The organism is Pseudomonas azerbaijanorientalis (assembly GCF_019139795.1).
GTDB lineage: Bacteria > Pseudomonadota > Gammaproteobacteria > Pseudomonadales > Pseudomonadaceae > Aquipseudomonas > Aquipseudomonas laurylsulfatiphila.
This window is the reverse complement of sequence record NZ_CP077078.1, coordinates 1,409,327-1,435,930: the sequence shown is the minus strand read 5'-3', so window position 1 is coordinate 1,435,930 and position 26,604 is coordinate 1,409,327. Positions and strand designations below refer to the sequence as shown.

Here is a 26,604-nt window from a genome sequence, read left to right as displayed (position 1 = left end):
GAGCGCCGAGTATATGACAGACGCTGAAACTCTCAATAGCAGTTTACTTCGCCGCTTTTTTGCCGATTTTCGACGAATCCGGCACACTACGCAGCGCCCGAGCAAACGCTCGGTTTCATTCACTCACGCAGAAGCCGTATGACCCGCTCCCCGTTCCGCCGTCTTGTGTTTGGCACCCTGCGCCGACTGTTGTACCTCTGGGTTCGCTCGGAAACGATCAACCAGTCGTCGTTCACCCTCAACCTCGACCGCAGTCGTCCGGTGTTCTACGTCCTGCAAAACCCTTCGCTGACCGACCTTGCCGTGGTCGATACCGAGTGCAGCAAGGCCGGCCTGCCGCGCCCCGTGCTGCCGGTATCGGTGGGCAACCTGCTGGAACCGGCCGCGTTCTTCTACCTGACGCCGGACCCGGACTGGCTCGGCCGCCATGACAAGCGCGGCGCGCCGCCAACCTTGACCCGCCTGGTCAGCGCCCTGAGCCAGAACGCCGCCGAAGACGCGCAAATCATTCCGGTCAGCGTGTTCTGGGGCCAGTCGCCGGACAGCGAAAGCAGCCCATGGAAACTCCTGTTCGCCGATAGCTGGGCGGTGACCGGGCGTCTGCGGCGCTTGTTGAGCATCATCGTACTGGGGCGCAAGACCCGCGTGCAGTTCTCCGCGCCGATCCACCTGCGCGAACTGATCGAACACAACAAGGGCCACGAGCGCACCGTGCGCATGGCCCAGCGCATCCTGCGGGTACACTTTCGCAACCTGAAGGCGGCGGTGATCGGCCCGGACATTTCCCACCGTCGCAACCTGGTCAAGGGCCTGCTGAACCAGCCGCAGGTCAGACAAGCGATCCTCGACGAAGCCGAACGCGAGAACATTTCGCCGGAAAAAGCCAAGGCCCAGGCCCTGCGCTATGGCAACGAAATCGCCTCGGACTACACCTACACCGCCATCCGTTTTATGGAAGTGGTGCTGAGCTGGTTCTGGAACAAGATCTACGACGGCATCAAGGTCAACCACATCGAAGGCGTGCAGAAGGTCGCCCAGGGTCACGAAGTGATCTACGTACCCTGCCACCGCAGCCACATCGATTATCTGCTGCTGTCCTACCTGTTGTTCCGCAACGGCCTGACCCCGCCGCACATCGCCGCCGGGATCAACCTGAACATGCCGGTGATCGGCGGCCTGCTGCGTCGTGGCGGCGCGTTCTTCATGCGCCGGACGTTCAAGGGCAACCCGCTGTACACCTCGGTGTTCAACGAATACCTGCACACCCTGTTCACCAAGGGCTTCCCGGTGGAGTATTTCGTCGAGGGTGGCCGTTCGCGCACCGGGCGCATGCTGCAACCGAAGACCGGGATGCTCGCGATCACCCTGCGCAGCTTCCTGCGTTCGTCGCGCATGCCCATTGTCTTCGTGCCGGTGTACATCGGCTACGAGCGCGTACTGGAAGGCCGGACCTACCTCGGCGAGTTGCGCGGTGCGGCCAAGAAGAAAGAATCGATCTTCGACATCTTCAAAGTCATCGGCGCACTCAAGCAGCGCTTCGGCCAGGTCGCGGTGAACTTCGGCGAGCCGATCAAACTCGCGGAATTTCTCGACAACGAACAGCCGGACTGGCGCCAGCAGGAACTCGGCCCGCAGTTCAGACCCGCCTGGCTCAACGAGACCACCAACCGCCTCGGCGAGAAGGTCGCGCGGCATCTGAACGAAGCGGCAGCGATCAACCCGGTCAACCTCGTCGCCCTGGCTCTGCTGTCCACCAGCCGCCTGGCCCTGGACGACCGCGCCATGGCACGGGTGCTCGACCTGTATCTAGCGCTGCTGCGCAAGGTGCCGTACTCGCCACACACCACCCTGCCGGAAGGTGACGGCCGGGCGCTGATCGAGCACGTGAAGGACATGGACCTGCTGTCCGAGCAGAGCGATGCCCTGGGCAAGATTCTCTATCTGGACGAGCAGAATGCCGTCCTGATGACCTACTACCGCAACAACGTATTGCACATCTTCGCCCTGCCGGCACTGCTGGCGAGCTTCTTCCAGAGTGCCTCGCGCATGAGTCGCGAACAGATCCTGCGCTACACCCGCGCGCTGTACCCATACCTGCAAGCGGAGCTGTTCATTCGCTGGTCGCTGGACGAACTGGATGCTGTGATCGACCAGTGGCTGGAGGCGTTCGTCGAGCAAGGCCTGCTGCGCGTCGAGAACGATGTGTACCTGCGCCCGGCGCCAAGCTCACGGCATTTCGTGTTGCTGACGCTGCTGTCGAAAAGCATCGCCCAGACCCTGCAGCGTTTCTACATGACCGTGTCCCTGCTGCTCAACAGCGGCCAGAACAGCATCAGTGCCGAAGAACTGGAAGACCTGTGCACGGTCATGGCCCAGCGCCTGTCGATCCTGCATGGCCTGAACGCCCCGGAATTCTTCGACAAGAGCCTGTTCCGCCACTTCATCCAGACCCTGCTCGACCTCGAAGTGCTCAAGCGCGACGAAGCGGGCAAGTTGAGCTACCACGAACTGCTCGGCGAGCTGGCCGAAGGCGCGGCCAAACGGGTGTTGCCGGCGGAGATCCGCTTGTCGATCCGGCAGGTGGCGTTGCATCGCAGTGAAGATGCGGCGGAATTGGTGACGCCAGTCTGAATCACTCAGATCACTGCGCGTGGGTTTTATGGCTGAAGCAAGGACGCTTCTGACTCATGTCACTCCAACTTTGCCCCTATCCGCAGGAATCCCCCTACATAGAAATCGCTATCTCGACCCTATGCTGGGCGCTCGTCACTACCGACGATCAATCGATAAGGAAATCAATATGAGCAACGAAACCGTAAAGACCATTAGTGGCAAAGTGAGTTACGCGGTAAAGATGGCGCTGCCGCGTAACTCGACTCTTCATGTCCGTCTGGAGGATGACAGTCTGCAAGATGTCGCAGCAAAAGAGCTGGCCGCACAGATCATTACCAACGCAGAAAAAGCCGGGCTGAACTTCAACCTGACGTACAAGCTTGCTGATGTCCTGCCCGGCCATCGCTATGCAATCAGCGCGCGCATCACCCACGAGGACCATCTGTACTTCATCTCCACTCAACATCACCCGGTGGAACTGGGTGTCGATCATGTAAAGGAACAGGAAGTGCTGGTCCAGCTTGTCTGAGAACACCCCCGAGGCAAGTTGGGCGATATCCTCGGTAAAATCCGTTAAATTGTCGTTGGCGCCGGTCTTCTTCGGGCGCCAATGACAAGGATCCGCTTCATGAAAAAACTCTCTCTCCTCGGGCTTACGGTTTTGCTCGGCGCCTGCCAATCCCTGCAACCTGCCCCGAAGGCCAGCCTCTACGGCGAAGTCTTTTACCTGCAACGCAGCGCCCTGCCGCCCACCGCTACCCTGAACGTGAGCTTGCAGGACGTGTCTGTGGCCGACGCACCGGCCATTGTCCTCGACGAACAGAACGGCCCGGTCAAAGGCCAGGTGCCACTGCCGTTTCATCTGAGTTACGATCCGGCGCAGGTCAAACCAGGCCATCGCTACTCGGTCAGCGCGCGCATCGAAGTCGACGGAAAGCTGATGTTCATCACCACCGAACACCATGCCGTGCGTCTTGATGGCAAAGACCCGCAACCGCTGAAAATCCGCGTCGACGCCGTTCGCTAATTCTCTCTTTTCTGAACAAGGAAGCTGCCATGCTCCGCCCTACCCTTCGTTTTGCCGGCCTGTGCGCAGGTTTGATGATCTGTGCCAACGCCCTGGCGCTATCCCTCAGCGACCTGTCGCAGAAAGACGCCACCGGCGGGCTCAAGGACGCACTGACTCAAGGCGCGCAACTGGCCGTGAAACAACTCGGCACCCCGGGCGGCTTCAGCAACAACCCGGAAGTAAAAATCGAACTGCCGGGCAAACTGGGCAAGGTCGCCAGCAAAATGAAACAGTTCGGCATGGGTGACCAGGTCGATGAACTGGAAGCCAGCATGAACAAAGCGGCCGAAACCGCCGTGACCCAGGCCCAGCCAATCCTCGTCGATGCCGTGAAGAAAATGACCGTGGAAGACGCCAAGGGCATCCTCAGCGGCGGCAACGACTCGGCCACCCAATACCTCAACAAGACCAGCCGCGAACAGATCCGCGCCAAGTTTCTGCCGATCGTCAAGCAAGCCACCGACAAGGTGGGCCTGGCCCAGCAGTACAACTCGTTCGCCGGACAAGCGGCGACCATGGGCGTATTGGACGCGAAGAATGCCAACGTCGAAAACTACGTCACCGAGCAGGCGTTGAATGGCTTGTTCGAAATGATCGGCAAACAGGAAGAAACCATCCGCCAGAACCCGGCGGCTGCGGCGACCAGTTTGGCGAAAAAGGTGTTTGGGACCTTGTAACTTTTAGCTGACGGCAACAACCAAAAGCCCGCCGACCTTCAAAGGTTCAGCGGGCTTTTTCGTTGTGCTATCGAAGCGAATCCAATTGATCCAGCACACGATTCACCGATAGCTGCGCCAAGACAATCATCTGCTGAATGCCGAGTGTCAGATTGCAGGTTGGGCAGGTCAGGACGGACGACAATTCGGTTGCCATTACATTGGCTGAGGCGAGGGTTTCGTAGGCATGGACCAGCAAGGTTTCGGAGTCGACGCCTGGGTGGATGGTGAAAATTGGGCAGGGGCGGTTTGAAGTGCCGGTATTTTCTTCGGACTCTGGAGCCGGGGGGTTGGGGCTGGGTTTGATCATTGTGAAGCTCCTAACGAAAGTTGGAGCAGCCAGCATCACTTGCAGATGATGGGTGGCAGCTGTATGCGGGTCTGCAAGACCGAGTTGTTAGGCAAACCCGGCAGACCCGAAGATCTCCCGCACACAGCCACCATAAATCGGTGGTCGCTAAAAAAGCGCCACGATTATAGGTGCGCCAGTGGGCGCCTAACAAACTATTGGCGGGCTTGCAGTCCCGGTCGCTGAATTGGCAGCGACCGTCAGAGGCTAGTGAGCGTGCTTCCGACAGGCAACCTGAAAGTCTTGTGGGAATGGTCTGAATGGTTGGCTTGGGCGATAAACGTTGTTGACTGTTGGGCAGCCATCGCGAGCAAGCTCGCTCCCACAGTTGGGCCGGGGACACCTGAAAGAAATTGGTTGGCTGGCAGGCCGTCTTCGCGGGCAAGCCCGCTCCCACAATTTGACCGAGTACATCTGAAAGAAATTGGTCGGCTGTCAGGTCGCCTTCGCGAGCAGGCTCGCTCCCACTGTTGGGCCGGGAACACCTGAAAGAAATTGGTTGGCTGGCAGGCCGTCTTCGCGAGCAAGCCCGCTCCCACAATTTGACCAAGTACATCTGAAAGAAACTGGTCGGCTGGCAGGCCGCCTTCGCGAGCAGGCTCGCTCCCACAGAAGAGCAAAGGCCGATCGGCGTACACCCACGCTCTTCACCACTCAACAGGCCGAGCGTTAGCTCGCCTGCAGCTCTTGATCTTGATCCACCCGCCCCCTCGGCAGGCTGAGTGGAGGTGTTCATCCGGGGATGGGCGCGCAGCGCCGTTCGGCGCAGCCGAACTCATTGCATGTAGGTCGAAGCGAAGCCGACCGGAGGGCAATGCCCCCGGATGAATACCGCAGCGAAGGAACCCCGAGCCTCAGCGAGGGGCCGTACGTAAGGGGCGAGACCTTTGGTTCCTTTGGGGCGTTTGCCAAAGGGACTCGCCGTAAGGGCGAAACCATAAGTCGCCGTTACCGCAGAAACGGATATGTACTCAACCAACCAGAAACCTGGTCGGCCCGAAGGCCGCCAAGGTCAAACGGGTTCTTTGCGAACCCGAAACCAAGCCGCATAAAGCGCAGGCAAAAACAGCAGCGTCAACGCCGTAGCAACGATCAACCCCCCCATGATCGCCACCGCCATCGGCCCGAAAAACACACTGCGTGACAAAGGAATCATCGCCAGAACAGCAGCAAGTGCCGTCAACACAATCGGCCGGAACCGCCGCACCGTCGCCTCGATGATCGCCTGCCAAGGCTTGAGCCCCGCAGCAATGTCCTGCTCGATCTGATCCACCAGAATCACCGAGTTACGCATGATCATCCCCGACAAGGCGATAGTCCCCAGCATCGCCACGAACCCGAACGGCTGGCGAAACACCAACAGAAACAGCGTCACCCCGATCAACCCCAGCGGCGCCGTCAGAAACACCATCGCCGTGCGCGAGAAACTGCGCAGTTGCAGCATCAGCAAGGTCAACACCACCACAATGAACAACGGCACGCCGGCCTTCACCGAGTTCTGTCCACGCGCCGAATCTTCAACGGTGCCCCCGACATCCAGCAAGTAGCCATCAGGCAGTTCGGCGCGGATCGGATCGAGGGTCGGCATGATTTGCTGCACCAGTGTCGCCGGTTGCTGCTTGTCATAGATGTCGGCGCGAACCGTCACGTTAGGCTGGCGGTTGCGGTGCCAGATGATGCCCTCTTCGAAGCCGTACTCCAGGGTCGCGATTTGCGACAACGCGACGCTGCGACCGTTATCGGTCGGCACCGCCAGGCTCGGCAGCAATGATAGCTCGGTGCGTTCATGTACGGTGCCGCGCAACAGGATCTCGATCAACTCGTTGTCTTCACGGTACTGACTGACGCTGGAACCGGTGAGAGAACTTTGCAGGAACTTCGACAGGTTGGCCGTGCTCACGCCCAGCGCCCGCGCGCGGTCCTGATCGATGTTCAGGTACACCACCTTGCTCGGTTCTTCCCAGTCCAGGTGGACGTTGACCACATGCGGGTTCTCGCGAACCTTGGCCGCGACTTTGCGTGCCAGCGCCCGCACCGCCTCGATGTGCTCCCCGGTCACGCGGAACTGTACCGGGTAGCCAACCGGCGGACCGTTTTCCAGACGTGTGACCCGCGAGCGCAGAGCGGGGAATTGCTCGTTGAGGGTTGAGATCAACCAGGTGCGCAGGGCTTCCCGTTCTTCGATGGTTTTCGCCAGGACGACAAACTGGGCGAAGCTCGCCGCCGGCAGTTGCTGATCCAGCGGCAGGTAAAAGCGCGGCGAACCGGTGCCGACGTAGGCCACGTAGTTGTCGATCCCTGCCTTGTCCTTGAGCAACGCTTCGAGGCGTTTGACCTCGTCGGCGGTATTACTCAGCGAAGCACCTTCGGCCAGTTTCAGGTCGACCATCAACTCGAGGCGACCCGATGCCGGGAAGAACTGCTGCGGTACAAACTTGAACAGCACGATGGATGCGATGAACAACACCACAGTCGCGGCGATCACGGTTTTGCGCCAGTGCACGCACCACTCCACCAGACGCCGGACGCGCTGATAGAACGGCGTGCCATAGGGATCGGGTTGGCCGGCACCGTGCTTGGCGGCGTGAATTTTCGCCAGGTCCGGCAGGAGTTTTTCCCCGAGATACGGCACGAAAACCACCGCGGCCACCCATGACGCCAACAGCGCGATGGTGACCACCTCGAAGATCGAACGGGTGTATTCGCCAGTGCCCGATTGCGCCGTGGCAATCGGCAGGAAGCCGGCCGCGGTGATCAGCGTACCGGTGAGCATCGGGAACGCAGTGCTGGTCCAGGCGTAACTCGCGGCTTTGACCCGGTCGAAACCCTGCTCCATTTTGATCGCCATCATTTCCACGGCGATGATCGCGTCGTCCACCAGCAAGCCCAGCGCCAGTACCAACGCGCCGAGAGAAATCTTGTGCAGGCCGATGCCGAGGTAATACATGCTGGCAAACGTCATCGCCAGCACCAGCGGAATCGCCAGGGCCACCACCATGCCAGTGCGCACGCCGAGGGAGAAGAAGCTCACCAGCAACACGATGGCCAGCGCCTCGACCAGCACTTGCACGAACTCGCCAACCCCGGTTTTCACCGCCGCCGGCTGGTCGGAGACTTTGCGCAGCTCCATACCGGCCGGGAGGTTTTTCTGGATGCGGGCGAATTCGACTTCCAGTGCCTTGCCCAGCACCAGAATGTCACCGCCGTCCTTCATCGCCACCGCCAGGCCGATGGCGTCTTGCGCCATGAAGCGCATGCGCGGCGCCGGCGGATCATTGAAACCACGCCGAACGTCGGCCACATCGGAGATGCGGAAGGTGCGATCACCGACGCGGATCGGGAAGTTCTTGATCTCGTCGACCGTCTGGAAATTCCCCGTCACCCGTAGCTGCAAACGCTCGCTGCTGGTTTCGAAGAAACCTGCCGTGGACACTGCGTTCTGTTCTTCAAGGGCTTGCTGGACAGCCGCCAGCGGCAAGCCGAGGGTGGCGAGCTTGACGTTGGACAGCTCGATCCAGATTTTCTCGTCCTGCAACCCCAGCAGTTCGACCTTGCCCACATCCTTGACCCGTTGCAGCTGGATCTGGATGCGGTCGGCGTAATCCTTGAGCACGGCGTAGTCGAAACCCGCGCCGGTCAGGGCGTAGATGTTGCCGAACGTGGTACCGAACTCATCGTTGAAGAACGGCCCCTGAATCCCCGGCGGCAGGGTATGACGGATGTCGCTGATTTTCTTGCGCACCTGATACCAGAGCTCCGGGATCTCTGCCGAGTGCATGGAATCACGCGCAATGAAGGTGACCTGGGATTCCCCGGGCCGCGAGAACGAAACGATGCGCTCGTACTCGCCGGTTTCCATCAGCTTTTTTTCGATGCGTTCGGTGACTTGGCGCGAGACTTCCTCGGCGGTCGCGCCCGGCCAGTTGGTGCGAATCACCATGGCCTTGAAGGTGAACGGCGGGTCTTCACTCTGGCCGAGCTTGGTGTAGGAAAGTGCGCCGACGATGGCCAGCAACAGCATCAGGAACAAGACGATCTGGCGATTACGCAGCGCCCATTCGGAAACGTTGAAGCGCATCGGGGCTTACTCCTTGTTCGCCAGATTGACCACGCGATTGGAGCGATCCACCGGACGCACCTGCTGCCCTTCGAGAAGCACATGGACACCGGCGGCCACAACCCAGTCGCTGGCGTTGAGCCCCTCGAGCACCGGTACGGTTTTCTCACCGAAGGCACCCACTCGCACCGGGGTTTTCTTCAAGGTGTTGTTGGCGCTGACGACCCAGACATAGGTCACGCCGTTTTCTGCGGTCAACGCCGACAGCGGAACGGACAGAGGCACCACGTCGGCGGCCTGCACGAACACCCGGGCGCTCTGGCCCAGCTCCACCGGCACCTTGCCGGAGGTGAAGGCGATGCGCGCCGCGAAGGTGCGGGACTTTGGATCAGCGGCTGGCGACAGCTCACGGATGCGCCCTTCGAAACGCTGGCCGGGTTGGGTCCAGAGCTCCACTGCCACCGGTTCACCGACCTTGAAGCGGCCGAAGTTCTGCTCCGGCAGGCTGATCAACACTTCACGCTCGCCATCGGTCGCCAGTGTGAACACCGTTTGCCCCGCGGCCACGACTTGCCCGACTTCCACCAGACGCTTGGCCACGACGCCGTCCTGCGGCGCACGCAGCACGGCGTAGCTGGCCTGGTTATTGGAAACGTTGTATTCGGCCTTGATTTGCTTGAGGCGCGCTTCGCCGGAGCGGTAGAGATTTTCGTGATTGTCGTACTGCGAGCGGCTGACCAGCTGACGCTCCATCAGGGTTTTGTAGCGATCACGCTCGGCACGCACCATGCTCAGATTGGCTTCAGCTGCAGCGACCTGGGCCCGGGTGGCCTCCAGTTGCAGGCGCACGTCCTGAGGATCGAGCTCTGCCAAAGGTTGATCGGCCTTGACCCGCTGCCCTTCCTCGACCAGTCGTCGGCTGACTTTACCGCCAATGCGGAACGCCAGGTCCGGCTCATAACGCGCGCGGACTTCACCTGGATAACTTTCCATGGCCTGTGCCGAAGGCTCTGGCTGAACCACCATGGCCGGGCGCACGCCGACTGGCGGCACTTCGTCGGAGCCACACGCTGACAATAAAAAAGCCAGGGTGACTGGCAACGCGAGGGGCAAGGCATAGCGGAACATGGTGAAGGACCTTTCGCTAATGGTGCTTTGAATAATTATACTGAGCAGTATGTTATTAATAGCAAACTCACCAGTCCAGTAATAAAAGCGAATATGCCAAACAATCTTTCAGCACCCAATGGCCCAGGCAGACCCAAGGATCTGGTGAAACGCCAGGCCATTCTCGATGCGGCAAAAGTGCTGTTTCTGAGTAAGGGTTATGCCAATACCAGCATGGATGCCGTCGCAGCCGAGGCCGGTGTGTCGAAGCTGACGGTCTACAGCCACTTCAACGACAAGGAGACGCTGTTCTCCGCCGCCGTGGTGGCCAAGTGCGAGGAGCAGTTGCCCCCGCTGTTCTTCGAATTGCCTGAAGGCGTGGCAGTGGAAACCGTGCTGCTGAATATCGCGCGCGGCTTTCATCAGCTGATCAACAGTGACGAATCAGTGAACCTGCACCGACTGATGATGACCTTGGGCAGCCAGGACCCGAAACTCGCGCAAATCTTCTTTGAGGCGGGCCCGGAGCGCATGCTGCATGGCATGGAACGCTTGCTGAGACGGATCGACGAAAGTGGCGTGCTTAGCATCGACAAGCCGCACAACGCCGCCGAGCACTTCTTCTGCCTGCTCAAGGGCGCCGGGAATTTCCGCTTGCTGTATGGCTGCGGCGAGCCGCCGGTCGGCGAGGCCGCGGAGAGCCATGTGCGGGAAGTGGTGGGGTTGTTTATGCGGGCTTATCGGCCTCAGTGAACCTGACAGCATTGCGTTGACTGTACCGACGCCTTCGCGGGCAAGCCCGCTCCCACAGGGTCCGAGGTGTACTCGAATTTTGAACCCGGCACAAAACCTGTGGGAGCGTGGCTTGCCCGCGATGAAGGCGACTCGGTCTTAAGGCTTGAGCGCTTTCTTCGGATAAATATCGTACCGGCTCGACTTGCCATCCAGCGCATGGCTCGGCTTCGGCCCGTCGATGCACGGCGCCTTGCGCGGGCGCTTGACCACTACCCGGTGGCTGGCCAGGGCCAACGCCGCTTCGAGCAAGGCCGGCGCATCCGGGTCATCGCCCACCAGCGGCCGGAACAGGCGCATTTCCTTCTTCACCAGCGCGGTTTTCTCACGGTGCGGGAACATCGGGTCCAGGTAGATCACCTGTGGCGGTTCACCCTCCCAATTGCGCATCACCTCGATCGAGTTGCCCTTGAGCAGCCGCATGCGCGCCACGATCGGCGCCACGTCGAAGTCTTCCGCGCCACGGGCCAGACCATCTTCCAGCAAGGCGCCAATCAGCGGCTGACGCTCGATGAGACTCATCTCGCAACCGAGGCTGGCCAGCACGAACGCGTCCTTGCCCAGCCCTGCCGTGGCATCCAGTACCCGCGGGCGCACGCCCTGGGCGACGCCAACAGCCTTGGCGATCATCTGCCCGCTGCCGCCGCCGTACAGACGGCGATGGGCCGCACCGCCCTCGACGAAGTCCACCCGCACCGGCCCCGGCGCGTCCGGCCCAAGCTGTTGCAACTGCAAACCCTGGTCACCCACCTGCAAGGCAAATTCGCCGTCCGCCACTTGCATCGGCAAGCCCAGGCGCTCGGCCCATTGCTCGGCTTGTGGCTCGAAAGCCACGTCCAGGGCCTGGACATGGATGCGGCAGGCCGCGGGTTGATCAATCATCGGAAAACACGCTCAAAAAATTAATGATCGGCAAAAACTGCCGATAACAAAACTATCGAGCATTTTGCCAGAGCTGAGCGTCGACCGAGAGAAATGTCAGACATTCAACCCACAATCACAGGTTTTATATCGCCCTACGGCAATTACAACCTGCGAAACACCCAGGCACTGAGCGGTGTCAGTCACATCTGGCAGGATTTCTTTGCCCGTGCACTGGCCGATCAGTCGGGTGATGTGCTGCCTGAATCACTGAATTTCCCACCGGTCGATCTCGAAAGCCCGGTCGAGCCGACCGTTGGCAGCGAGCTGCTGGAACACATCGTTTCCCAGCGTGAGTGCGACGTCAAAGAGACCCAGGTCCGCCCGCCAGAACCTCTGTTCCTGCCCATTGCCGAATTCGAAATGGACCTGGCCGACAAGCCATTCCCACCGTTCCCGGCAGATGAAATCGTCGCCCAGCAAAAACACCAGGACTTCGACAGCGGCTGGGTTCGCCCGATCGTGCTCAACGCCGGTCAGCCACTGCCGCAAGCCAGCCCTGCCCCGCAACCACGTCCGCTGCACCTGCCGATTGCCGAATTCGACCTGGATTTGCTCGACAAGCCGTTCCCGCCGTTCTCCCCGGAAGAACGGATCGAACAGCAGAAACAACTGGATTTCGACAATGGTTGGGCGCGCCCGATCATCCTGCAAAACCTGCGCATCGCCGCCTGACCCTCAGCCCTTGAAGAACTGATTGGCCTTCTGGTACGGCATCGACCGCGAAGTGAAGCCAAACGTGCCAGACGTCTGGATTTCTTCGGCGGCGCGAAAAAATTCGCCATAGGCTGCCAACGCCAGCGCCGAACCGACGCTGATGCGTTTGACGCCCATTTCAGCCAACTGCGCGACCGTCAGCTTCAAGCCGCCCGACATCAACACATTCACCGGTTTGGGCGCCACCGCGCGCACCACCGCCAGCACATCCTCGGCGTTGCGCAGACCGGGTGCGTAGAGCACATCGGCACCGGCCTCGGCGAATGCCTGCAAGCGGCCGATGGTGTCGGCCAGATCAGGATTGCCGTGCAGGAAGTTTTCGGCCCGGGCGGTCAATGTGAAGGGGAACGGCAAACTGCGAGCGGCAGCCACAGAGGCCTCGATGCGCGCCACTGCGTGGTCGAAACAGTAGATGGGGCCTTCTTCGCGGCCGGTGGCGTCTTCAATCGAACCTCCAACGGCTCCCGCCTCTGCCGCGCGCAAAATGCTTTTCGCGCAATCAGCCGGGTTGTCGGCAAAGCCGTTTTCCAGGTCCACGGCAACCGGCAGGTCAGTGGCGGCGACAATCGCCTGAACGTTCATCAGGGTATCGTCGAGGCTCAAGCCGCCATCGGCACGACCCTGGGAAAAGGCATAACCGGCACTGGTGGTCGCCAGCGCCTCGAAGCCGAGGCTGGCGAGCATCTTCGCTGAACCCGCATCCCACGGATTGGGAATCACAAAAGCGCCGGATCGTTCGTGAAGGGCTTTGAACGCCTGGGCTCGAAGGGTTTGCGCATCCATGGGGCAGGCTCCTGAAGAGGGGAAAGGAATCCGCCTCAGAGCAGACCAAGTTGCTCGGCGGCGGGTTCTCTGTATAGCTCAGGCAGCGCCGGCAAGCCAGGCAGACGCCGCATCAGCCTGGCGTGAAAACGCTGCGCCAGTTTCGCCGCCAGCAGGTTGTCGGCGGTGTGCAGGAAGATATACGGCGTGCGTCCTTCTTCGATCCACAGCGCGATTTTCTCGACCCAGGGCTCCAGGAACGGATCGTTGGCCTCAAGCACCGGATGGCCGATAAAACGCACCTGCGGACACTGCGTGAACGCTGCCGGACGCGGAGGCACCCGGGGCTTCTTCGATTGAGCGTGAAGCACTGACGGCTCGGTCGATGTGCAACTGAACAACGCTCGGGGATCAAGACAGATGCGTTCAACACCGCGATCCAGCAGCAGACGATTGAGCATCCGCTCGCTGTCTCCCTTGGCGAAAAAATCGCCATGGCGCACTTCAACGGCCAGCGGGCGCTGCAGGGCATCGATAAATCCGGCCAGCTCGGGCAAGCGTTGGGGCGTGAAGTTTTTCGACAGCTGCAACCACAATGGCGACACCCGATCACCCAGCGGACTGAGCAATTGCAGGAAGGTTTCGGCGGCTGTCAGCTGTTCGCGCAGATCGCCACCGTGACTGATCTCGCCGGGAAACTTGGCGGTAAAGCGAAAGTGCTGCGGCATGGTTTCGGCCCAACGCTGCACAGTGCTGGCAGCAGGGCTGGCGTAGAAGGTCGTGTTGCCTTCCACGGCATTGAATACCTGGCAATAGAGATCAAGAAATTCAGCGGGTCGGGCGTGCGGCGGATACAGGTAATCGCGCCAGGCGTTCTCGCTCCAGGACGGGCAACCGAGGTAATACGGCAGCACCATCAGATGTACAGGTCGAGACCCAGCACATCCGTATCCCAATCGACGAAACCGGCGGTACTCAGGTAGCTGGCCAGCGCCGTCGCCACGCTTTTGCTCATGGCACGGTGGTAAATCATGTCTTGCTGACGGGCGGGAAGATTGCTCGGTTTTTGCGCAGAGGCTTTGGCGGCGCGGGCAGCCAACTGCTCTTCAGTCGGGAATTCCAGCTCGCCTTCGATATCAATGGCGTCGTCTTCCACCACACGGCCTTTGCGTGGCTTGCGCTTGATGGGGTAGGACTGAGAGGAAACGCCGTCGATACGCATACGTGCATACTCGGAATCAGTGATGGCAGTTTAGTGGCGCAAAACCCACTTCGCAAACCGCCGAGTGATAACTAGAACACATAAAAGGCAAAAGGTTTAAAAGCCGGGGTTAGAAAATGACGATTGGTGGTGCCTGGAAAAGATCGCAGCCTGCGGCAGCTCCTACAGGGAAATGCGATCTTCTGTAGGAGCTGCCGCAGGCTGCGATCTTTTAACGCGCCTTGGGCGTCGCCACTTTATCGCGCAGATACACCGGCTGTGCCTCGTCGGCCACGATCGCCTCACCACGTTCCCAGGCGAACCGCGCCAGGGTCAGCAAATCTTCAGCGTGAGGCAGCATGCCTGCGTCCTGCCCAATCAGGTTGACGGCGATACGCTCGCCATAACCCCAACCAGTGCCGGCGCCGAACCACTCGCCGCCGACATCGGCCGGCAATGCCGCGGACTCCGGCGGCAGTACCGCTTCGGCGCCCACCAGGCGCATCTCCCCGGCCGTTTCGCGGTAGCACCCCCAATACACTTCATCCATGCGCGCATCGATGGCAGCAGCGACCTGAGTGGCGCCGTGTTCGCGCAATGCACGTTGCGCCAGCACGGCCAGGTTCGACACCGGCAGCACCGGGCGATCCAGAGCAAACGCCAGGCCTTGCACCACGCCGATGGCGATGCGCACACCGGTGAAGGCTCCCGGGCCACGACCGAACGCAATGGCATCGACCGCTTGCAGGGTGGTGCCAGCATCGGCCAGCAATTGCTTGATCATCGGCAACAGCTTCTGCGCGTGCAGGCGCGGGATCACCTCGTAATGGCTCGTGACCTTGCCGTCATGCAGCAAGGCAACGGAGCAAGCTTCAGTCGCGGTGTCCAGGGCCAGCAAGGTGCTCATCGATGTATCCGTAACAAGAGGTCAGAAAAAGTGCGTCAGTATAAACAACTACGGCCCGCAAGCGGGCCGTGGAAGATGAAGCGATTCAGACTTTTCAGCTCAAGGCTTCAAGCACCTTGGCGGTGATCGCTTCAACCGAACCGACGCCTTCGATATGGCTGTACTGCGGCTTGCCATTGGCGGCCGACAGCTTCTGGTAGAAATCCACCAGCGGCTTGGTCTGGGAGTGGTAGACCGACAGGCGATGACGCACGGTTTCTTCGGTGTCGTCCTTGCGCTGTACCAGCTCTTCACCGGTGATGTCGTCCTTGCCGGCGATTTTCGGCGGGTTGTAGACGATGTGGTACACGCGGCCGCTGGCCTCGTGAACACGACGACCGGCGATACGCTGGACGATTTCTTCGTCCTCGACGGCGATTTCAACCACTGCGTCCAGCTCGACGCCGGCAGTCACCAGGGCTTCAGCCTGGGGAATGGTGCGCGGGAAGCCGTCGAACAGGAAACCGTTGGCGCAGTCGGACTGGGCGATGCGGTCCTTGACCAGTGCGATGATCAGGTCATCGGACACCAGGCCACCGGCATCCATGATGCTCTTGGCCTTGATGCCCAGCTCGGTGCCGGCCTTGACCGCTGCACGCAGCATGTCGCCGGTGGAGATTTGCGGAATGCCGAATTTTTCGGTGATGAACTTAGCCTGAGTACCTTTACCGGCCCCGGGAGCTCCCAGCAGAATGACGCGCATCGATGTGCTCCTCAATTTTTTATATGGATAACGTCAGATTCGCCTCGTGGGGCCAATCTCAAAAAAAGGGTCGTGGCCGCCCAAACGGCCAAAGGCTGATCAAGATACACAGCAGGCTGCGCCCACACAAGACGCCAAAAGTCGGAGAAACCGCTGCCTCCTGCGACCATTGCGCACGGTTCCCCAAGTCGCAACCCCAACATTAACTGTCGCCTGACAGCACTTTTCAACCCGTCCTGCAGCGGCATCCGCCTCACCTGCCGAATGCCTGACCCCACGGCAAAAACCTTAGCCGGTGTTACGCAAACCTGCGGCAATCCCCGCGACAGACACCAGCAGGGCCTGTTCTACCGGGCTGCCCTGCGCTACATCCTGCAATCGTGAACGGGCCAGCAACTCGGCCTGCAATAGATGAAGCGGGTCGAGGTAGGTGTTACGCAAGCGGATGAATTCAAGGGTCGCTGGGCTATGTGCCAGCAGCTGCGACTGCCCGGTCAGGCCGAGAACGATGGAGCACGCCTGCGACAATAGGTCGCGTAAGTGCGCACCCAATGGCAACAGATTCGGCTCCACCAGACGCTCGTCATAGGACCGGGCAATGTCGGCATCCGCCTTGGCCAGGACCATCTCCAGCATATCGATGCGGGTGCGGAAGAACGGCCATTGCTCACGCATCTGCCCCAGCAGTTCACCTTCACCCCGCTCCAGTGCCTTGCTCAGGGCGGCTTCCCAACCCAGCCAGGCCGGCAGCATCAGCCGCGTCTGGGTCCAGCCGAAGATCCACGGAATCGCCCGCAGGCTTTCGATCCCCCCGGCCCGGCGCTTGGCCGGGCGACTGCCCAGGGGCAAACGACCGAGTTCCTGTTCCGGCGTGGACTGGCGGAAATACTCCACGAACTGCGGATTTTCCCGCACCACGGCGCGGTAAGCGCTGACACCATCGGCGGCCAGTTCGTCCATCAAATGGCGCCACTCGGGCGTCGGTGGCGGCGGCGGCAGCAAGGTCGCCTCAAGCACGGCGGCCAGGTACAGGTTGAGGTTTTGCTCGGCGATGTCCGGCAAGCCGAATTTGAATCGAATCATTTCACCCTGTTCAGTGGTGCGGAACCGCCCCGCCACCGAACCCGGCGGCTGCGACAGGATCGCCGCGTGGGCCGGTCCGCCGCCACGCCCCACGGTGCCGCCGCGACCGTGGAACAGCAGCAGCTCCACTTGTTGTTCGCGGCAGATATCCACCAGTCGTTCCTGCGCCCGGTACTGCGCCCAGGCCGCCGCGGTGGTGCCGGCGTCCTTGGCCGAATCGGAATAGCCGATCATCACTTCCTGCGGCCCTTGCAGACGCGAGCGATAGCCCGGCAACAGCAGCAGTTTCTCGATCACCGGGCCGGCGTTGTCGAGATCGGCCAGGGTTTCGAACAGCGGCACCACGCGCATCGGCCGCAGCACGCCGGATTCCTTGAGCAACAATTGCACCGCCAGCACATCGGAAGCGGCACCGGCCATCGAGATCACATAGGAACCGAGGGACGCCCCCGGTGCAGCGGCAATTTCCCGGCAGGTCGCCAGCACCTCGGCGGTATCGGCGGAGGGCTTGAAGTACGCCGGCAGCAACGGCCGGCGGTTATTCAGTTCACGTATCAGGAAGGCGATGCGTTCTTCCTCGCTCCAGTCCTCGTAGCGCCCCAGGCCGAGGTAGTCGGTGATTTCGGTCATGGCTGCGGTGTGTCGCGACGAGTCCTGGCGCACATCCAGACGAACAAGGAACAGACCGAAGGTCACCGCCCGACGCAGGCAGTCGAGCAACGGTCCGTCGGCGATCACGCCCATGCCGCATTCATGCAGCGAGTGGTAGCACAGCTCCAGCGGGTCGAGCAGTTCGCGGTTGTTTTGCAGCACGTCGGCCGGTGCCGGCGTGGGTGTCGACAGCGAGGTGTGCGCCCAGTTGCGCGTCGCCCGCAGGCGTTCGCGCAACTGTTTGAGCACTGCCCGGTAAGGTTCGGCGCTGTCACCCGCCTTGGCCTTCAATTCATCGCTGGCCTGCTGCATCGAGAGCTCAGCCGCCAGGTGATCGACATCGCGCAGGTACAGATCAGCCGCCATCCAGCGCGCCAACAGTAAAACCTCTCGGGTAACCGCCGCCGTCACATTGGGGTTGCCGTCGCGGTCGCCGCCCATCCACGAGGCAAAGCGAATCGGCGCCGCCTCCAGTGGCAAGTGCAGGCCGGTAGCAGCATGCAGGGCCTGGTCGGCCTTGCGCAGGTAATTGGGAATGGCCTGCCACAGCGAATGCTCGATCACCGCGAAACCCCACTTGGCTTCGTCCACCGGTGTCGGACGCGTGCGGCGGATTTCCTCGGTGTGCCAGGCTTCGGCGATCAGGCGCTGCAAGGTGGTTTTGATCTGCTCGCGCTCGGCACTGGTCAAGTCGCGGTGATCCTGAGCCGCCAGTTGCGCGGCGATGGCGTCGTACTTCTGGATCAGCGTGCGGCGCGCGACTTCGGTCGGGTGCGCGGTCAGCACCAGCTCAATCTCCAGTCGCCCCAATTGCCGGGCCAGTGCTTCGGCACCATGGCCCTCGGCGCGCAGGCGAGCGAGCAATTCGGGCAACACCCGGGCTTCGAACGGCGCCGGTTGAGACGCCTCCCGACGGTGAATCAATTGGTATTGCTCGGCGATATTGGCCAGGTTGAGAAACTGATTGAACGCCCGCGCTACCGGCAACAGTTCATCTTCGGTCAACTGGTTGAGGCTGGCGCTGAGCTCGGCGTCCATGGAGCCGCGCCGGTCCGCCTTGGCGCCCTTGCGGATCTGCTCGATCTTGTCGAGAAAACCATCGCCATACTGTTCACGAATGGTGTTGCCCAACAGCTCACCCAACAGGTGAACGTCCTCGCGCAAGCGTGCATCAATATCGGTCATCAGCAGGTCTCCAGCAAAAAATCCGGGCGGCTTGGAACCTAGAGAGTGCCGCCCCAGACAGGTTCTTACAAGCAAGACGACGAAGGGCCTTCAAACCTTGCCTGTTGAAGCTAGTCTGAAGATAAACCGTACAACGGCTGTCGCCGGCCAACGCCGGACACTCACCCTGCCCGCCACGAGCGGTCGCGCCATGAGGTCACTATGAAAATCCGCGAGCTTGCCCACCACTGGGAAGAAAACGCCAAGGGTCGCCTGACCGACACCGGCTACTCGATTCATCTGGATGTGGAGTCTGCCGCACGGCTGGCCGCGCTCGTCGAGATGTACCCCAAGCGGCATCCCGAAGAACTGCTCGGCGATCTGATCGGCGCCGCGCTCGAAGAGCTGGAAAGAAGCTTTCCGTACGTCAAAGGCTCGACCGTGGTCGCCACTGACGAAGAAGGTGATCCGCTGTACGAAGACATCGGGCCGACCCCGCGTTTTCTGGCGCTGTCCCGCCGGCATCTGCACGATATGTCAGTGCCTGACGACAAACAGAAACACTGAGGTTGCCTTGAACCCTGTGGGAGCGGGCTTGCTCGCGAAAGCGGTGTATCAGTCAACATTATTGTTGAATGTTAAACCTCATTCGCGAGCAAGCCCGCTCCCACATTGGCCCGTATTTCACTTCAAGAATTGCGTTACTCCGGGCCTGTAAAAGGTCCGGTATACCGCTGTGCGTGACGCAAATCTCCGACTTAGAGCCCTGTCGATTCGGTCAAAGTTTTTTCGATAGCTGGCTAAATTCTCTGAACTTTCAAAAAAAGCCTCGGGTCAACCCAAGTAACCATGCCTGGGACGAGCGTTTCAAAACACCCCGCAATTGATGGCTTCAGCGCCCTGCCCAGGATGGATTCAACGCTTTTCAGGAGTTAGCCCAATGGAGTTGAAGACCATGAAAACCCGAACCGGCACATCCTCGTTCACTCATTCGCGCGGCCTCCAGCTGGCGGCGCTGGCCCTCGGCAGCAGCCTGATCCTGGCCGGTTGCGCCGGCAACCCGCCGACCGAGCAGTACGCGGTGACCCAATCGGCCGTCAACGACGCCGTGAGCGCCGGCGGCACCGAGTTCGCCGCTGTGGAAATGAAGTCGGCCCAGGACAAGCTCAAGCAAGCCGAAATCGCCATGCACGACAAAAAATATGACCAGGCCCGGATGCTCGCCGAACAGGCCGAGTGGGACGCTCGTGTCGCAGAGCGCAAGGCCCAGGCGATGAAGGCCGAACAATCCGTGAAGGACGCGCAGAAAGGCGTTCAGGAATTGCGTCAGGAAAGCCAGCGCACCGTTCAGTAAGCGGCGCGGCCCCACGCATTCCCACTCGACTAAAAGGACGAAATCATGAAACGCAATCAACTGATGATCCCTGCCCTGCTGGCTGCCACCGTAGCCCTGGCGGCCTGCTCCACGCAGCCCAACGCCAACCTCGAACAGGCCCGCACCAACTACACCGGCCTGCAGGCCGACCCGCAGGCCAGCAAAGTCGCAGCTCTGGAAACCAAGGAAGCCAGCGATTATCTGGACAAGGCCGACCAGGCCTACAGGGACAAGGAAGACGCAGCAAATGTTGACCAGCTTGCCTATCTGACCAACCAGCGGGTTGAAGTGGCCAAACAGACCATTGCCCTGCGCACCGCTGAAGCCAATCTGAAAAACACCTCGGCACAACGGGCCGAGGCCCGCCTGGCAGGCCGCGATCAGCAGATCAAACAACTGAAGGACAGCCTCAACGCCAGGCAGACCGAGCGCGGGACGCTGGTGACCTTCGGGGATGTGCTGTTCGCCACGGAAAAGGCCGAACTGAAATCCAACGGCCTGATGAACATCAACAAACTGGCGCAGTACCTCCAGGAAAACCCCGACCGCAAAGTGATTGTCGAGGGTTATACCGACAGCACCGGTACGGCGTCGCACAACCAGTCGCTGTCGGAACGTCGTGCGGACTCCGTGCGAGCAGCCCTGGTGAAGATGGGCGTCGATCCGGCGCGTATCGTTGCGCAGGGGTACGGCAAGGAGTATCCGGTGGCGGATAACTCAAGCACCTCGGGCCGGGCGATGAACCGTCGGGTGGAGGTGACCATTTCCAATGACAATCAGCCGGTGATGCCGCGTTCGGCGGTGAGCGCGAACACTCAATAGCTGGCCGGTGAATCAAACAAAAGCCCCGCCTGATCTGTTCAGCCGGGGCTATTTGTTTTTACGCCGCTGGTCGTCACTGTTATTTCTGACAGCAGATAAAACTCCTCGCAAAAGTTATGAAGGGTCCTCAGAACTTTGAGGAAGGAACCATGAAACTGTCAGCTGCTTTATTACTGCCCTATTTGATCGCAACTACAATGGCTTACGCGAACACACCAGATGCCATGGACGACGATGCGATTCTCACCGACATCCCCTTGCCTAAAGCCGGCGTTAATCAGCGGCCCGTTGTTGGGGAAAAAACAGTCTTGTTGGTGGCAACACACTGGCTAGACAGTAAAGAAGTCGATATGCGAAAGCTTTATGCAGATACCGCATCGGAGGAACCCGGATCTTACAGTGATTACCTAAAACAATCCTCGATGGGAAAGTTAACGCTTAAATGGACAACAATTTCGGTCAGAATCGACAAACCATACCCTCAAAACTTCAGCGGCGCTCTTAGTGACGCTGAAGAAGCCGCCCTGAAGCAGGGTTATGATCAAAAATCATACGACTATTTTTTTGTTCTCGAAAACAGCGTCAGTGGAGGTCAAGCATATATGCCGGGAAGGGCATTGATTGTGCGAGGGCAGTATAAGGGCCACCACAGGGGGGGGCACTACATATGGGCACATGAGTTCGGTCATAACCTCGGATTCAACCACGGAGAAACCTACACGAAATGTCCAAAAGACAACGATACGGTCTTTGCTCCCGATCAATGCGAGATCGCCCCGGCTATCCCCGCAACCGACACCGGGGACCCGGTATCACAGGGCAGAGGCCTCTATCCTGCAAATTATCGCTGGTATGCCAGTTGGCTGGATAACTCACAGGTGGCGGTAATCGAGCGCTCAGGCCTATATCGCCTGGGTGTACTGGGCCAAAGTGGACCGCAACTGTATCTCATCAATCGCACTGGATTGACGCCCAGGCAAATCGCGCTTGAGTACCGCCAGCCCACCCACTACGACAATTTCCCGCCGACTGATAATCGAGCGAACGGTGTTTGGGTGAGGTACACAACCATGGGAGGGACCGTAAAAAACTTACAGCTCGATGCTACACCGGAAACTGCCACGACGAGTGACCCAACATTACAACCGGGAAGAACATTGGTTGACGACAGCGCCAAAATAAAAGTCAAGGTTTGCTCCACTGATACATCGGGTGCCTCGATAGCTGTCTCCGTCGGCGGAGAAACATTACCTGACTGTGATCCCCCAACATAAGTATCCACTGCAGGATGCAATTACCGGTCCTGTCCCGATGTTTTCCGGCGACTCTTCATTACCAGGGGTCACAACTACTGTAATTACAGGGACTGGTACATTGGAAAGCCTGTCACTAACAGACAGGCCTTCCTCATCCTCAGCTAAAAACCCTAGGGCTCCAGCTTCTGCGGCGTCTCCTGCCCCATGCAACGCACGGCTTTTTTCTTGCTGTCGACCAGCACGCCGGTCAGGCCTTTCTGTTCCATGTCAAACAGCACCAGCACGCCATCGATGCACTGCGCCACTTGCGCGGCCGGCTCCAGTGAGACTTTGTAGTCTTCGCCCGGAATCGTCTTGAGCATGGTGAATTCGTTGAGCAGCAACGCATCCTCGGGCTTGGCGAAATGCAGGTAGCCGTACCACCACAGGGCACCGACGGTGCCAAGGATGCTGCAGATACCGGTGATGATCAGCGGGATTGCGTTACGTTCTTCACTCATTGCGGACTCTCTGGTGGTTCATCTTCAGAATTCGGGGGTGCCGGGTAATTGGGGATTTCACCCAGGCGGCGCAGGCCGTTGAAATGCTGCGGGTCATCGAGATAGCGCAGCATGACGTTACGCCAGACCGGGTCGGCGAACGTCTGCACATGACCGCCACGAGTCAGTTGCAGCACCCGCGGCGGCGGCGCAGCTTGATACAGTCGGATGCCGTTGGAAAGAGGCACGATCGGATCGTCGATGCTGTGGTAGATCAGTTTCGGCACATCTTTAAGCTGCGCCATGGAGTTGATCGCGCTGTCGCCGTCCGGTACCAGCCAAGATAACGGCACCTGGAACGTCCAGAACACCCATGAATTACTCAGCGCATAGCGGCCGACACTGCGATAACTGGCGGGCACACCGTCGAGGACGAAAGCCTTCAGTTGCTTCTGCCGTTGCGGGTGCTGGACCAGGTAATGCACGGCCATCGAGCCACCGAGACTCTGGCCGAGCAGGATCAGCGGCTTGCCTTGAACCTGCGGCGCCTTGTCCAGCCAGGCGAACGCCGCATCGATGTCCTGGTAGATGGCCGGCAGGCTCGGTTCGCCTTCGGACAGGCCGTAACCGCGATAGTCCAGAAGCAATACCTGGTAACCATTTTTCGGCAACCAGAAGCTGCCGCCGAGATGCATGGGCAGGTTTCCGCCATTGCCGTGCAAGTGCAGCACCGTGCCCTTGACCTCAACCCCCTGCTTCACCGGCAGCCACCAGGCATTCAGCTTGAGGCCATCGGCGGTGTTCAGAGTGACGGTGCGGTATTCAAGCCCGGCCTTTTCCGGGGTGAACAACTGGCCGGGTTCCGGATAGAACAGCAGCGAGCTGCAACCGCTCAAGGTCAGGAGAAGGCAGAGGATGCCGAGGATTCTCATCCGTTGAAACCTCGCAGAAAAGGGGTGGAACACGGTTCAATGTGGGAGCGGGCTTGCTCGCGAATGCGGTTTAACATTCAACATCTCAGTTGGCTGACACACTGCCTTCGCGAGCAAGCCCGCTCCCACATTCGGATCTCACCAGCCTTAAAGGATATTGGAATAATCCGCCTCGATCCGGTCCAGGCTCAGGTGGTTGAGGAAGTTGGAGAAGCACATCCACGCCGACAACGCGTTCATGTCGCGGAACTGTTCCGGCAGGTACTTGGGCGGTACCACCAGGCCTTCGTCCACCAGCTGACGCAAGGTACGCATGTCTTCCAGGGTGGTCTTGCCGCAGAACAACAGCGGTATCTGCTCCAGCTTGCCTTTGCGCACGGCCAGTTGAATGTAGTTGTAAATCATGATGAAGCCCTTGAGGTAGGACAAGTCTTTGGTAAATGGCAGACCTGTCGGCACCGAGCCGCGGAACACGCGGCTGGCGTTGCTGTAGCTCTCGGGCATCTCGAAGCCTTGTTCACGGAAGAACTCGAACACCTGCAGGAAATCCGCGCCCTCCTCCACCATGTGAATCGCGCGAGTGCGGTTGGTGAGCTTGCGCAGGCGACTGGGGTAGGAGGCGAAGGTGATGATCTCCATCAGGATCGCCAGGCCTTCCTGGGTCACCGTCGACGAGGGCGGGCCTTTGGCCAGGAAGGTGCAGATCGGCTGGTTCAGGCCGTTGAGGGTGGTGCCGACGTGCACCAGCCCTTCGTGGACCTCCAGGGCGCGCACATCGCGCTGGTTGAACATCGCGTCGGAGCGGATCTTGATGTAGTCGGCGCCGGCCGCCGCATCGGCGACGATGCCGTCGGACTCGAACACCCGAATGGTTTCCTCGGCTTCGCCAAACACCTTGTTCAACCGGTGCTGCAACAGGTCGACCGCCTCCTTGGCCGTCAGCGTCTTCGGTTCGTCCTTGAGGTCGCCACGGCCGTCGATGTTGTTCAGGTATTCGGACAGCATCATGCCCAGGTCGGACAGGGTCGGGTCGCCGGCATGGAACGCGTCGGACGCGGCGCCGTACAATTCCTGGGAAATCAGGCCGAAATCCTCGGTACCGCGCGCTTCGAGCATGCGCACCACCATGCGGTACTCCTTGCACATGCGCCGCATGATCTGGCCGACGGGGTTGAACTGGCCGAGCTGGCGGGTGATGTCGCGCTCGATGTTCTGGAACTCCAGCTTCACTTTGCTGGAGTCGAACGCCAGCGGCCGGTTGAGGTAGTAGTCGCGGTCCACCGCCGGCATTTCCTTGCCCTTGGCCTTGAGGAAACCCTTGCGAATGTTGTCGTCCCATTTGACCGCATCGAGTACGCGGATCGGCGTCTGTGCCAGCACGATGCGATCGGACAAAATGCGTATCGACTGTTGGTAATCGTCCACGCGAAACTCCTGTAGAAACCTGTGGGTGCTGCTTACTTGGCTTTGGCCTGGCGCTGATAGCGCACCGCTTCGACGAACACATCGGAATTGGCCGGGTCGTCGAGGTAGGCGGCGACTTGATCCATGTGGCTGTCGATCAATACGCCATCGCCATCGCGGGTCTGGAAACTTTCTCCGCTCAGGACTTTTTGCTTGATGGCCTGATTGATCTGTTCGAGGTCGAGGTTGTAAACCACCAACTCATGTTTGTCGGTCAGCTCAAAACCGCCGAGGGTGAAGTACCCTCCGAACTGCGCCGGCACCTTCGCCGACAGGTACCAGCGGCTGCCATGACGCGACACCGTGAAAGGATAGGCCTCCCGCTCCCCGGGCCTGGCCCGGTAATAGCTGACGGCCTGATAACGATTGTCGCCAATGCGAGTCAGTTCGAGGTTGAGCGCTTCGCCCCAGGCATTGGTGCTGGTCCATTTGCCGAGTAATCCTTTGGGCGCGGGGTCGCTTGCAGGCAGCGGCTCCTTGAAGGACACCAGACAGCCACTGAGCAGCAAGAACGACAAGGCGATCACAACGACACGCCAGGCTTTCATTCAATACTCCCTTTGAACACACACCGCCCTAAGGTGGACACATTCCCCTGTGGGAGCGAGCTTGCTCGCGATGACGGTGTGTCAGACAACATTAATGTTGAATGGTAAACCGCTATCGCGAGCAAGCTCGCTCCCACAGGGGAAAGCACCAGCCGGGACTACACCGACGCCAGCACCAGGTGCATGTAGCGCGTCAGGATGCCGAGCATTTCCTCTTCGGCGGCAGGCTCGTCTACGTTGAGCAGGCCCTGATATTCCATCCGGCCGATAATCGCCGTCAACACCTTGGCATCCTGATGCGGCTCGCGCGAGCCCAGCACCTGGAACAGCTGGCAAGAGCCCTGCAACAGGATTTGCTGATGCGAACGCACCAGTTCGGCCAGGCGCGGGTTGAGCAACGCTTCCTGGCGGAACGCCTGCTCGGCCATCAGGTGTTCGCGGCGATTGATCAGTTGCCGGTGAACGTAATCGGTCATCAGCCGTGCAATATCGTCCGCCAGTTTCGAGCGCGCCTGCGGGCTGCCATCGCCACTGGCGATCATGTCACGCAGCAGGCCCTCGTTGTTCACCCACAGCTTGCCCATGTACGCGGCACTGCGTTCCACGTATTGGGCGAAGGTATCGGTTAGCAGGTCATCGATATCCTTGAAATAGTAAGTGGTCGCCGACAACGGCACCTGCGCCTCGGCAGCCACCGCACGGTGCCGTACGGCGCGCACGCCATCGCGCACGACAATGCGCATCGCGGCGTCGAGAATGTCCTGTCGACGCTGCTCACTGCCCTGTCGGCTGGCCTTGCGACCCTGGTACTGAACACTTTCAGCGACCGCAGTGGCGATACCCGCTGCACCTTCTTGAGCCATTGCACGAATCACGA

Annotated in this window: 25 protein-coding genes; 10 read left to right on the top strand and 15 right to left on the bottom strand. The window is 60.2% G+C overall.

Features of this window, described 5'->3' with window-relative positions; all coding sequences use genetic code 11:
* Nucleotides 1–138 precede the first annotated feature (138 nt).
* The 4 genes from plsB (at nucleotide 139) to KSS91_RS06210 (ending at nucleotide 4,359) form a co-directional block, all read left to right on the top strand.
* Nucleotides 139–2,631: a glycerol-3-phosphate 1-O-acyltransferase PlsB gene (gene plsB, locus KSS91_RS06225; RefSeq protein ID WP_217837361.1), complete on the top strand. Its 2,493-nt coding sequence runs from the start codon at nucleotides 139–141 to the stop codon at nucleotides 2,629–2,631.
* Nucleotides 2,632–2,800: 169 nt separating this feature from the next.
* The gene (locus tag KSS91_RS06220; RefSeq protein WP_217837360.1) at nucleotides 2,801–3,142 is read left to right on the top strand and encodes a YbaY family lipoprotein; all 342 of its coding nucleotides are present in this window, start codon (nucleotides 2,801–2,803) and stop codon (nucleotides 3,140–3,142) included.
* Nucleotides 3,143–3,241: 99 nt separating this feature from the next.
* Nucleotides 3,242–3,640: a YbaY family lipoprotein gene (locus tag KSS91_RS06215; RefSeq protein ID WP_217837359.1), complete on the top strand. Its 399-nt coding sequence runs from the start codon at nucleotides 3,242–3,244 to the stop codon at nucleotides 3,638–3,640.
* Between the two features lie 29 nt (nucleotides 3,641–3,669).
* Nucleotides 3,670–4,359, top strand: a complete 690-nt coding sequence (locus KSS91_RS06210; RefSeq protein ID WP_102699395.1) for a DUF4197 domain-containing protein — start codon at nucleotides 3,670–3,672, stop codon at nucleotides 4,357–4,359.
* A gap of 67 nt (nucleotides 4,360–4,426) precedes the next feature.
* Here KSS91_RS06210 and KSS91_RS06205 read toward each other — a convergent pair whose 3' ends face one another.
* From KSS91_RS06205 to KSS91_RS06195, 3 genes are all read right to left on the bottom strand, one after another.
* Nucleotides 4,427–4,708: a DUF6124 family protein gene (locus KSS91_RS06205; protein ID WP_217837358.1), complete on the bottom strand. Its 282-nt coding sequence runs from the start codon at nucleotides 4,706–4,708 to the stop codon at nucleotides 4,427–4,429.
* 1,051 nt (nucleotides 4,709–5,759) lie between these two features.
* Nucleotides 5,760–8,825, bottom strand: coding sequence for an efflux RND transporter permease subunit (locus KSS91_RS06200; RefSeq protein WP_217837357.1), 3,066 nt, complete (start codon nucleotides 8,823–8,825; stop codon nucleotides 5,760–5,762).
* Between the two features lie 6 nt (nucleotides 8,826–8,831).
* Complete coding sequence (locus KSS91_RS06195; RefSeq protein WP_217837356.1) at nucleotides 8,832–9,932, bottom strand: efflux RND transporter periplasmic adaptor subunit; 1,101 nt, start codon at nucleotides 9,930–9,932, stop codon at nucleotides 8,832–8,834.
* A gap of 93 nt (nucleotides 9,933–10,025) precedes the next feature.
* On the opposite strand from KSS91_RS06195, the gene KSS91_RS06190 reads away from it, so the two are divergent.
* Entirely contained in the window at nucleotides 10,026–10,664 is a 639-nt protein-coding gene (locus KSS91_RS06190) for a TetR/AcrR family transcriptional regulator (protein ID WP_217837355.1), read from the top strand.
* A 138-nt stretch (nucleotides 10,665–10,802) separates the two neighbouring features.
* On the opposite strand, the gene KSS91_RS06185 is transcribed toward KSS91_RS06190, so the two are convergent.
* Nucleotides 10,803–11,585 (bottom strand): class I SAM-dependent methyltransferase, encoded by a 783-nt coding sequence (locus KSS91_RS06185; RefSeq protein WP_108227936.1) that lies wholly within the window; start codon nucleotides 11,583–11,585, stop codon nucleotides 10,803–10,805.
* A 93-nt stretch (nucleotides 11,586–11,678) separates the two neighbouring features.
* Here KSS91_RS06185 and KSS91_RS06180 point away from each other — a divergent pair, with 93 nt between their 5' ends.
* On the top strand, nucleotides 11,679–12,299 hold the full coding sequence (locus KSS91_RS06180) for an energy transducer TonB (RefSeq protein WP_126049628.1): 621 nt from the start codon (nucleotides 11,679–11,681) through the stop codon (nucleotides 12,297–12,299).
* A 3-nt stretch (nucleotides 12,300–12,302) separates the two neighbouring features.
* Here the strand turns inward: KSS91_RS06180 and KSS91_RS06175 are convergent, their stop codons facing one another.
* From KSS91_RS06175 to ppc, 6 genes are all read right to left on the bottom strand, one after another.
* On the bottom strand, nucleotides 12,303–13,124 hold the full coding sequence (locus KSS91_RS06175; protein ID WP_217837354.1) for an isocitrate lyase/PEP mutase family protein: 822 nt from the start codon (nucleotides 13,122–13,124) through the stop codon (nucleotides 12,303–12,305).
* 35 nt (nucleotides 13,125–13,159) lie between these two features.
* Nucleotides 13,160–14,020, bottom strand: coding sequence for a DUF72 domain-containing protein (locus KSS91_RS06170; RefSeq protein WP_217837353.1), 861 nt, complete (start codon nucleotides 14,018–14,020; stop codon nucleotides 13,160–13,162).
* The gene (locus KSS91_RS06165) at nucleotides 14,020–14,325 is read right to left on the bottom strand and encodes a hypothetical protein (protein ID WP_217837352.1); all 306 of its coding nucleotides are present in this window, start codon (nucleotides 14,323–14,325) and stop codon (nucleotides 14,020–14,022) included. The genes KSS91_RS06170 and KSS91_RS06165 overlap by 1 nt, the downstream gene beginning before the upstream one ends.
* Nucleotides 14,326–14,536: 211 nt before the next feature.
* A complete protein-coding gene (tsaB, locus tag KSS91_RS06160; protein ID WP_217837351.1) occupies nucleotides 14,537–15,211 on the bottom strand; it encodes a tRNA (adenosine(37)-N6)-threonylcarbamoyltransferase complex dimerization subunit type 1 TsaB in 675 nt (224 codons plus the stop codon).
* Between the two features lie 94 nt (nucleotides 15,212–15,305).
* The gene (gene adk, locus KSS91_RS06155; protein WP_015093734.1) at nucleotides 15,306–15,953 is read right to left on the bottom strand and encodes an adenylate kinase; all 648 of its coding nucleotides are present in this window, start codon (nucleotides 15,951–15,953) and stop codon (nucleotides 15,306–15,308) included.
* A 288-nt stretch (nucleotides 15,954–16,241) separates the two neighbouring features.
* Nucleotides 16,242–18,872, bottom strand: a complete 2,631-nt coding sequence (ppc, locus tag KSS91_RS06150) for a phosphoenolpyruvate carboxylase (protein WP_217837350.1) — start codon at nucleotides 18,870–18,872, stop codon at nucleotides 16,242–16,244.
* Nucleotides 18,873–19,073: 201 nt separating this feature from the next.
* Here ppc and KSS91_RS06145 point away from each other — a divergent pair, with 201 nt between their 5' ends.
* The 4 genes from KSS91_RS06145 (at nucleotide 19,074) to KSS91_RS06130 (ending at nucleotide 22,322) form a co-directional block, all read left to right on the top strand.
* Nucleotides 19,074–19,418 carry a hypothetical protein gene (locus KSS91_RS06145; protein WP_015093732.1) on the top strand — a complete coding sequence of 115 codons (345 nt, stop codon included), beginning with the start codon at nucleotides 19,074–19,076 and terminating at the stop codon, nucleotides 19,416–19,418.
* Between the two features lie 373 nt (nucleotides 19,419–19,791).
* Nucleotides 19,792–20,205, top strand: a complete 414-nt coding sequence (locus KSS91_RS06140) for a DUF4398 domain-containing protein (RefSeq protein ID WP_007975021.1) — start codon at nucleotides 19,792–19,794, stop codon at nucleotides 20,203–20,205.
* 45 nt (nucleotides 20,206–20,250) lie between these two features.
* Entirely contained in the window at nucleotides 20,251–21,048 is a 798-nt protein-coding gene (gene lptF, locus KSS91_RS06135) for a lipotoxin F family OmpA-related lipoprotein LptF (protein WP_217837349.1), read from the top strand.
* A gap of 149 nt (nucleotides 21,049–21,197) precedes the next feature.
* Nucleotides 21,198–22,322 (top strand): zinc metalloprotease, encoded by a 1,125-nt coding sequence (locus KSS91_RS06130; RefSeq protein ID WP_217837348.1) that lies wholly within the window; start codon nucleotides 21,198–21,200, stop codon nucleotides 22,320–22,322.
* A 152-nt stretch (nucleotides 22,323–22,474) separates the two neighbouring features.
* Here KSS91_RS06130 and KSS91_RS06125 read toward each other — a convergent pair whose 3' ends face one another.
* From KSS91_RS06125 to KSS91_RS06105, 5 genes are all read right to left on the bottom strand, one after another.
* Entirely contained in the window at nucleotides 22,475–22,804 is a 330-nt protein-coding gene (locus tag KSS91_RS06125; RefSeq protein WP_007975029.1) for a PA3694 family proteiin, read from the bottom strand.
* Nucleotides 22,801–23,715, bottom strand: a complete 915-nt coding sequence (locus KSS91_RS06120) for an alpha/beta hydrolase (protein ID WP_217837347.1) — start codon at nucleotides 23,713–23,715, stop codon at nucleotides 22,801–22,803. Before KSS91_RS06120 ends, KSS91_RS06125 begins: the two co-directional genes overlap by 4 nt.
* Nucleotides 23,716–23,862: 147 nt before the next feature.
* Nucleotides 23,863–25,140: a flavohemoglobin expression-modulating QEGLA motif protein gene (locus KSS91_RS06115; protein ID WP_015093729.1), complete on the bottom strand. Its 1,278-nt coding sequence runs from the start codon at nucleotides 25,138–25,140 to the stop codon at nucleotides 23,863–23,865.
* A gap of 32 nt (nucleotides 25,141–25,172) precedes the next feature.
* Nucleotides 25,173–25,727 carry a hypothetical protein gene (locus KSS91_RS06110; RefSeq protein ID WP_217837346.1) on the bottom strand — a complete coding sequence of 185 codons (555 nt, stop codon included), beginning with the start codon at nucleotides 25,725–25,727 and terminating at the stop codon, nucleotides 25,173–25,175.
* Between the two features lie 158 nt (nucleotides 25,728–25,885).
* A complete protein-coding gene (locus KSS91_RS06105; RefSeq protein WP_041474790.1) occupies nucleotides 25,886–26,602 on the bottom strand; it encodes a TetR/AcrR family transcriptional regulator in 717 nt (238 codons plus the stop codon).
* Nucleotides 26,603–26,604: the final 2 nt, after the last annotated feature.

Bases quoted from the DNA above. Each gene is read 5' to 3' on its own strand.
- plsB (WP_217837361.1), top strand. From the start codon at position 139: ATGACCCGCTCCCCGTTCCGCCGTCTTGTGTTTGGCACCCTGCGCCGA.
- KSS91_RS06220 (WP_217837360.1), top strand. From the start codon at position 2,801: ATGAGCAACGAAACCGTAAAGACCATTAGTGGCAAAGTGAGTTACGCG.
- KSS91_RS06215 (WP_217837359.1), top strand. From the start codon at position 3,242: ATGAAAAAACTCTCTCTCCTCGGGCTTACGGTTTTGCTCGGCGCCTGC.
- KSS91_RS06210 (WP_102699395.1), top strand. From the start codon at position 3,670: ATGCTCCGCCCTACCCTTCGTTTTGCCGGCCTGTGCGCAGGTTTGATG.
- KSS91_RS06205 (WP_217837358.1), bottom strand. From the start codon at position 4,708: ATGATCAAACCCAGCCCCAACCCCCCGGCTCCAGAGTCCGAAGAAAAT.
- KSS91_RS06200 (WP_217837357.1), bottom strand. From the start codon at position 8,825: ATGCGCTTCAACGTTTCCGAATGGGCGCTGCGTAATCGCCAGATCGTC.
- KSS91_RS06195 (WP_217837356.1), bottom strand. From the start codon at position 9,932: ATGTTCCGCTATGCCTTGCCCCTCGCGTTGCCAGTCACCCTGGCTTTT.
- KSS91_RS06190 (WP_217837355.1), top strand. From the start codon at position 10,026: ATGCCAAACAATCTTTCAGCACCCAATGGCCCAGGCAGACCCAAGGAT.
- KSS91_RS06185 (WP_108227936.1), bottom strand. From the start codon at position 11,585: ATGATTGATCAACCCGCGGCCTGCCGCATCCATGTCCAGGCCCTGGAC.
- KSS91_RS06180 (WP_126049628.1), top strand. From the start codon at position 11,679: ATGTCAGACATTCAACCCACAATCACAGGTTTTATATCGCCCTACGGC.
- KSS91_RS06175 (WP_217837354.1), bottom strand. From the start codon at position 13,124: ATGGATGCGCAAACCCTTCGAGCCCAGGCGTTCAAAGCCCTTCACGAA.
- KSS91_RS06170 (WP_217837353.1), bottom strand. From the start codon at position 14,020: ATGGTGCTGCCGTATTACCTCGGTTGCCCGTCCTGGAGCGAGAACGCC.
- KSS91_RS06165 (WP_217837352.1), bottom strand. From the start codon at position 14,325: ATGCGTATCGACGGCGTTTCCTCTCAGTCCTACCCCATCAAGCGCAAG.
- tsaB (WP_217837351.1), bottom strand. From the start codon at position 15,211: ATGAGCACCTTGCTGGCCCTGGACACCGCGACTGAAGCTTGCTCCGTT.
- adk (WP_015093734.1), bottom strand. From the start codon at position 15,953: ATGCGCGTCATTCTGCTGGGAGCTCCCGGGGCCGGTAAAGGTACTCAG.
- ppc (WP_217837350.1), bottom strand. From the start codon at position 18,872: ATGACCGATATTGATGCACGCTTGCGCGAGGACGTTCACCTGTTGGGT.
- KSS91_RS06145 (WP_015093732.1), top strand. From the start codon at position 19,074: ATGAAAATCCGCGAGCTTGCCCACCACTGGGAAGAAAACGCCAAGGGT.
- KSS91_RS06140 (WP_007975021.1), top strand. From the start codon at position 19,792: ATGGAGTTGAAGACCATGAAAACCCGAACCGGCACATCCTCGTTCACT.
- lptF (WP_217837349.1), top strand. From the start codon at position 20,251: ATGAAACGCAATCAACTGATGATCCCTGCCCTGCTGGCTGCCACCGTA.
- KSS91_RS06130 (WP_217837348.1), top strand. From the start codon at position 21,198: ATGAAACTGTCAGCTGCTTTATTACTGCCCTATTTGATCGCAACTACA.
- KSS91_RS06125 (WP_007975029.1), bottom strand. From the start codon at position 22,804: ATGAGTGAAGAACGTAACGCAATCCCGCTGATCATCACCGGTATCTGC.
- KSS91_RS06120 (WP_217837347.1), bottom strand. From the start codon at position 23,715: ATGAGAATCCTCGGCATCCTCTGCCTTCTCCTGACCTTGAGCGGTTGC.
- KSS91_RS06110 (WP_217837346.1), bottom strand. From the start codon at position 25,727: ATGAAAGCCTGGCGTGTCGTTGTGATCGCCTTGTCGTTCTTGCTGCTC.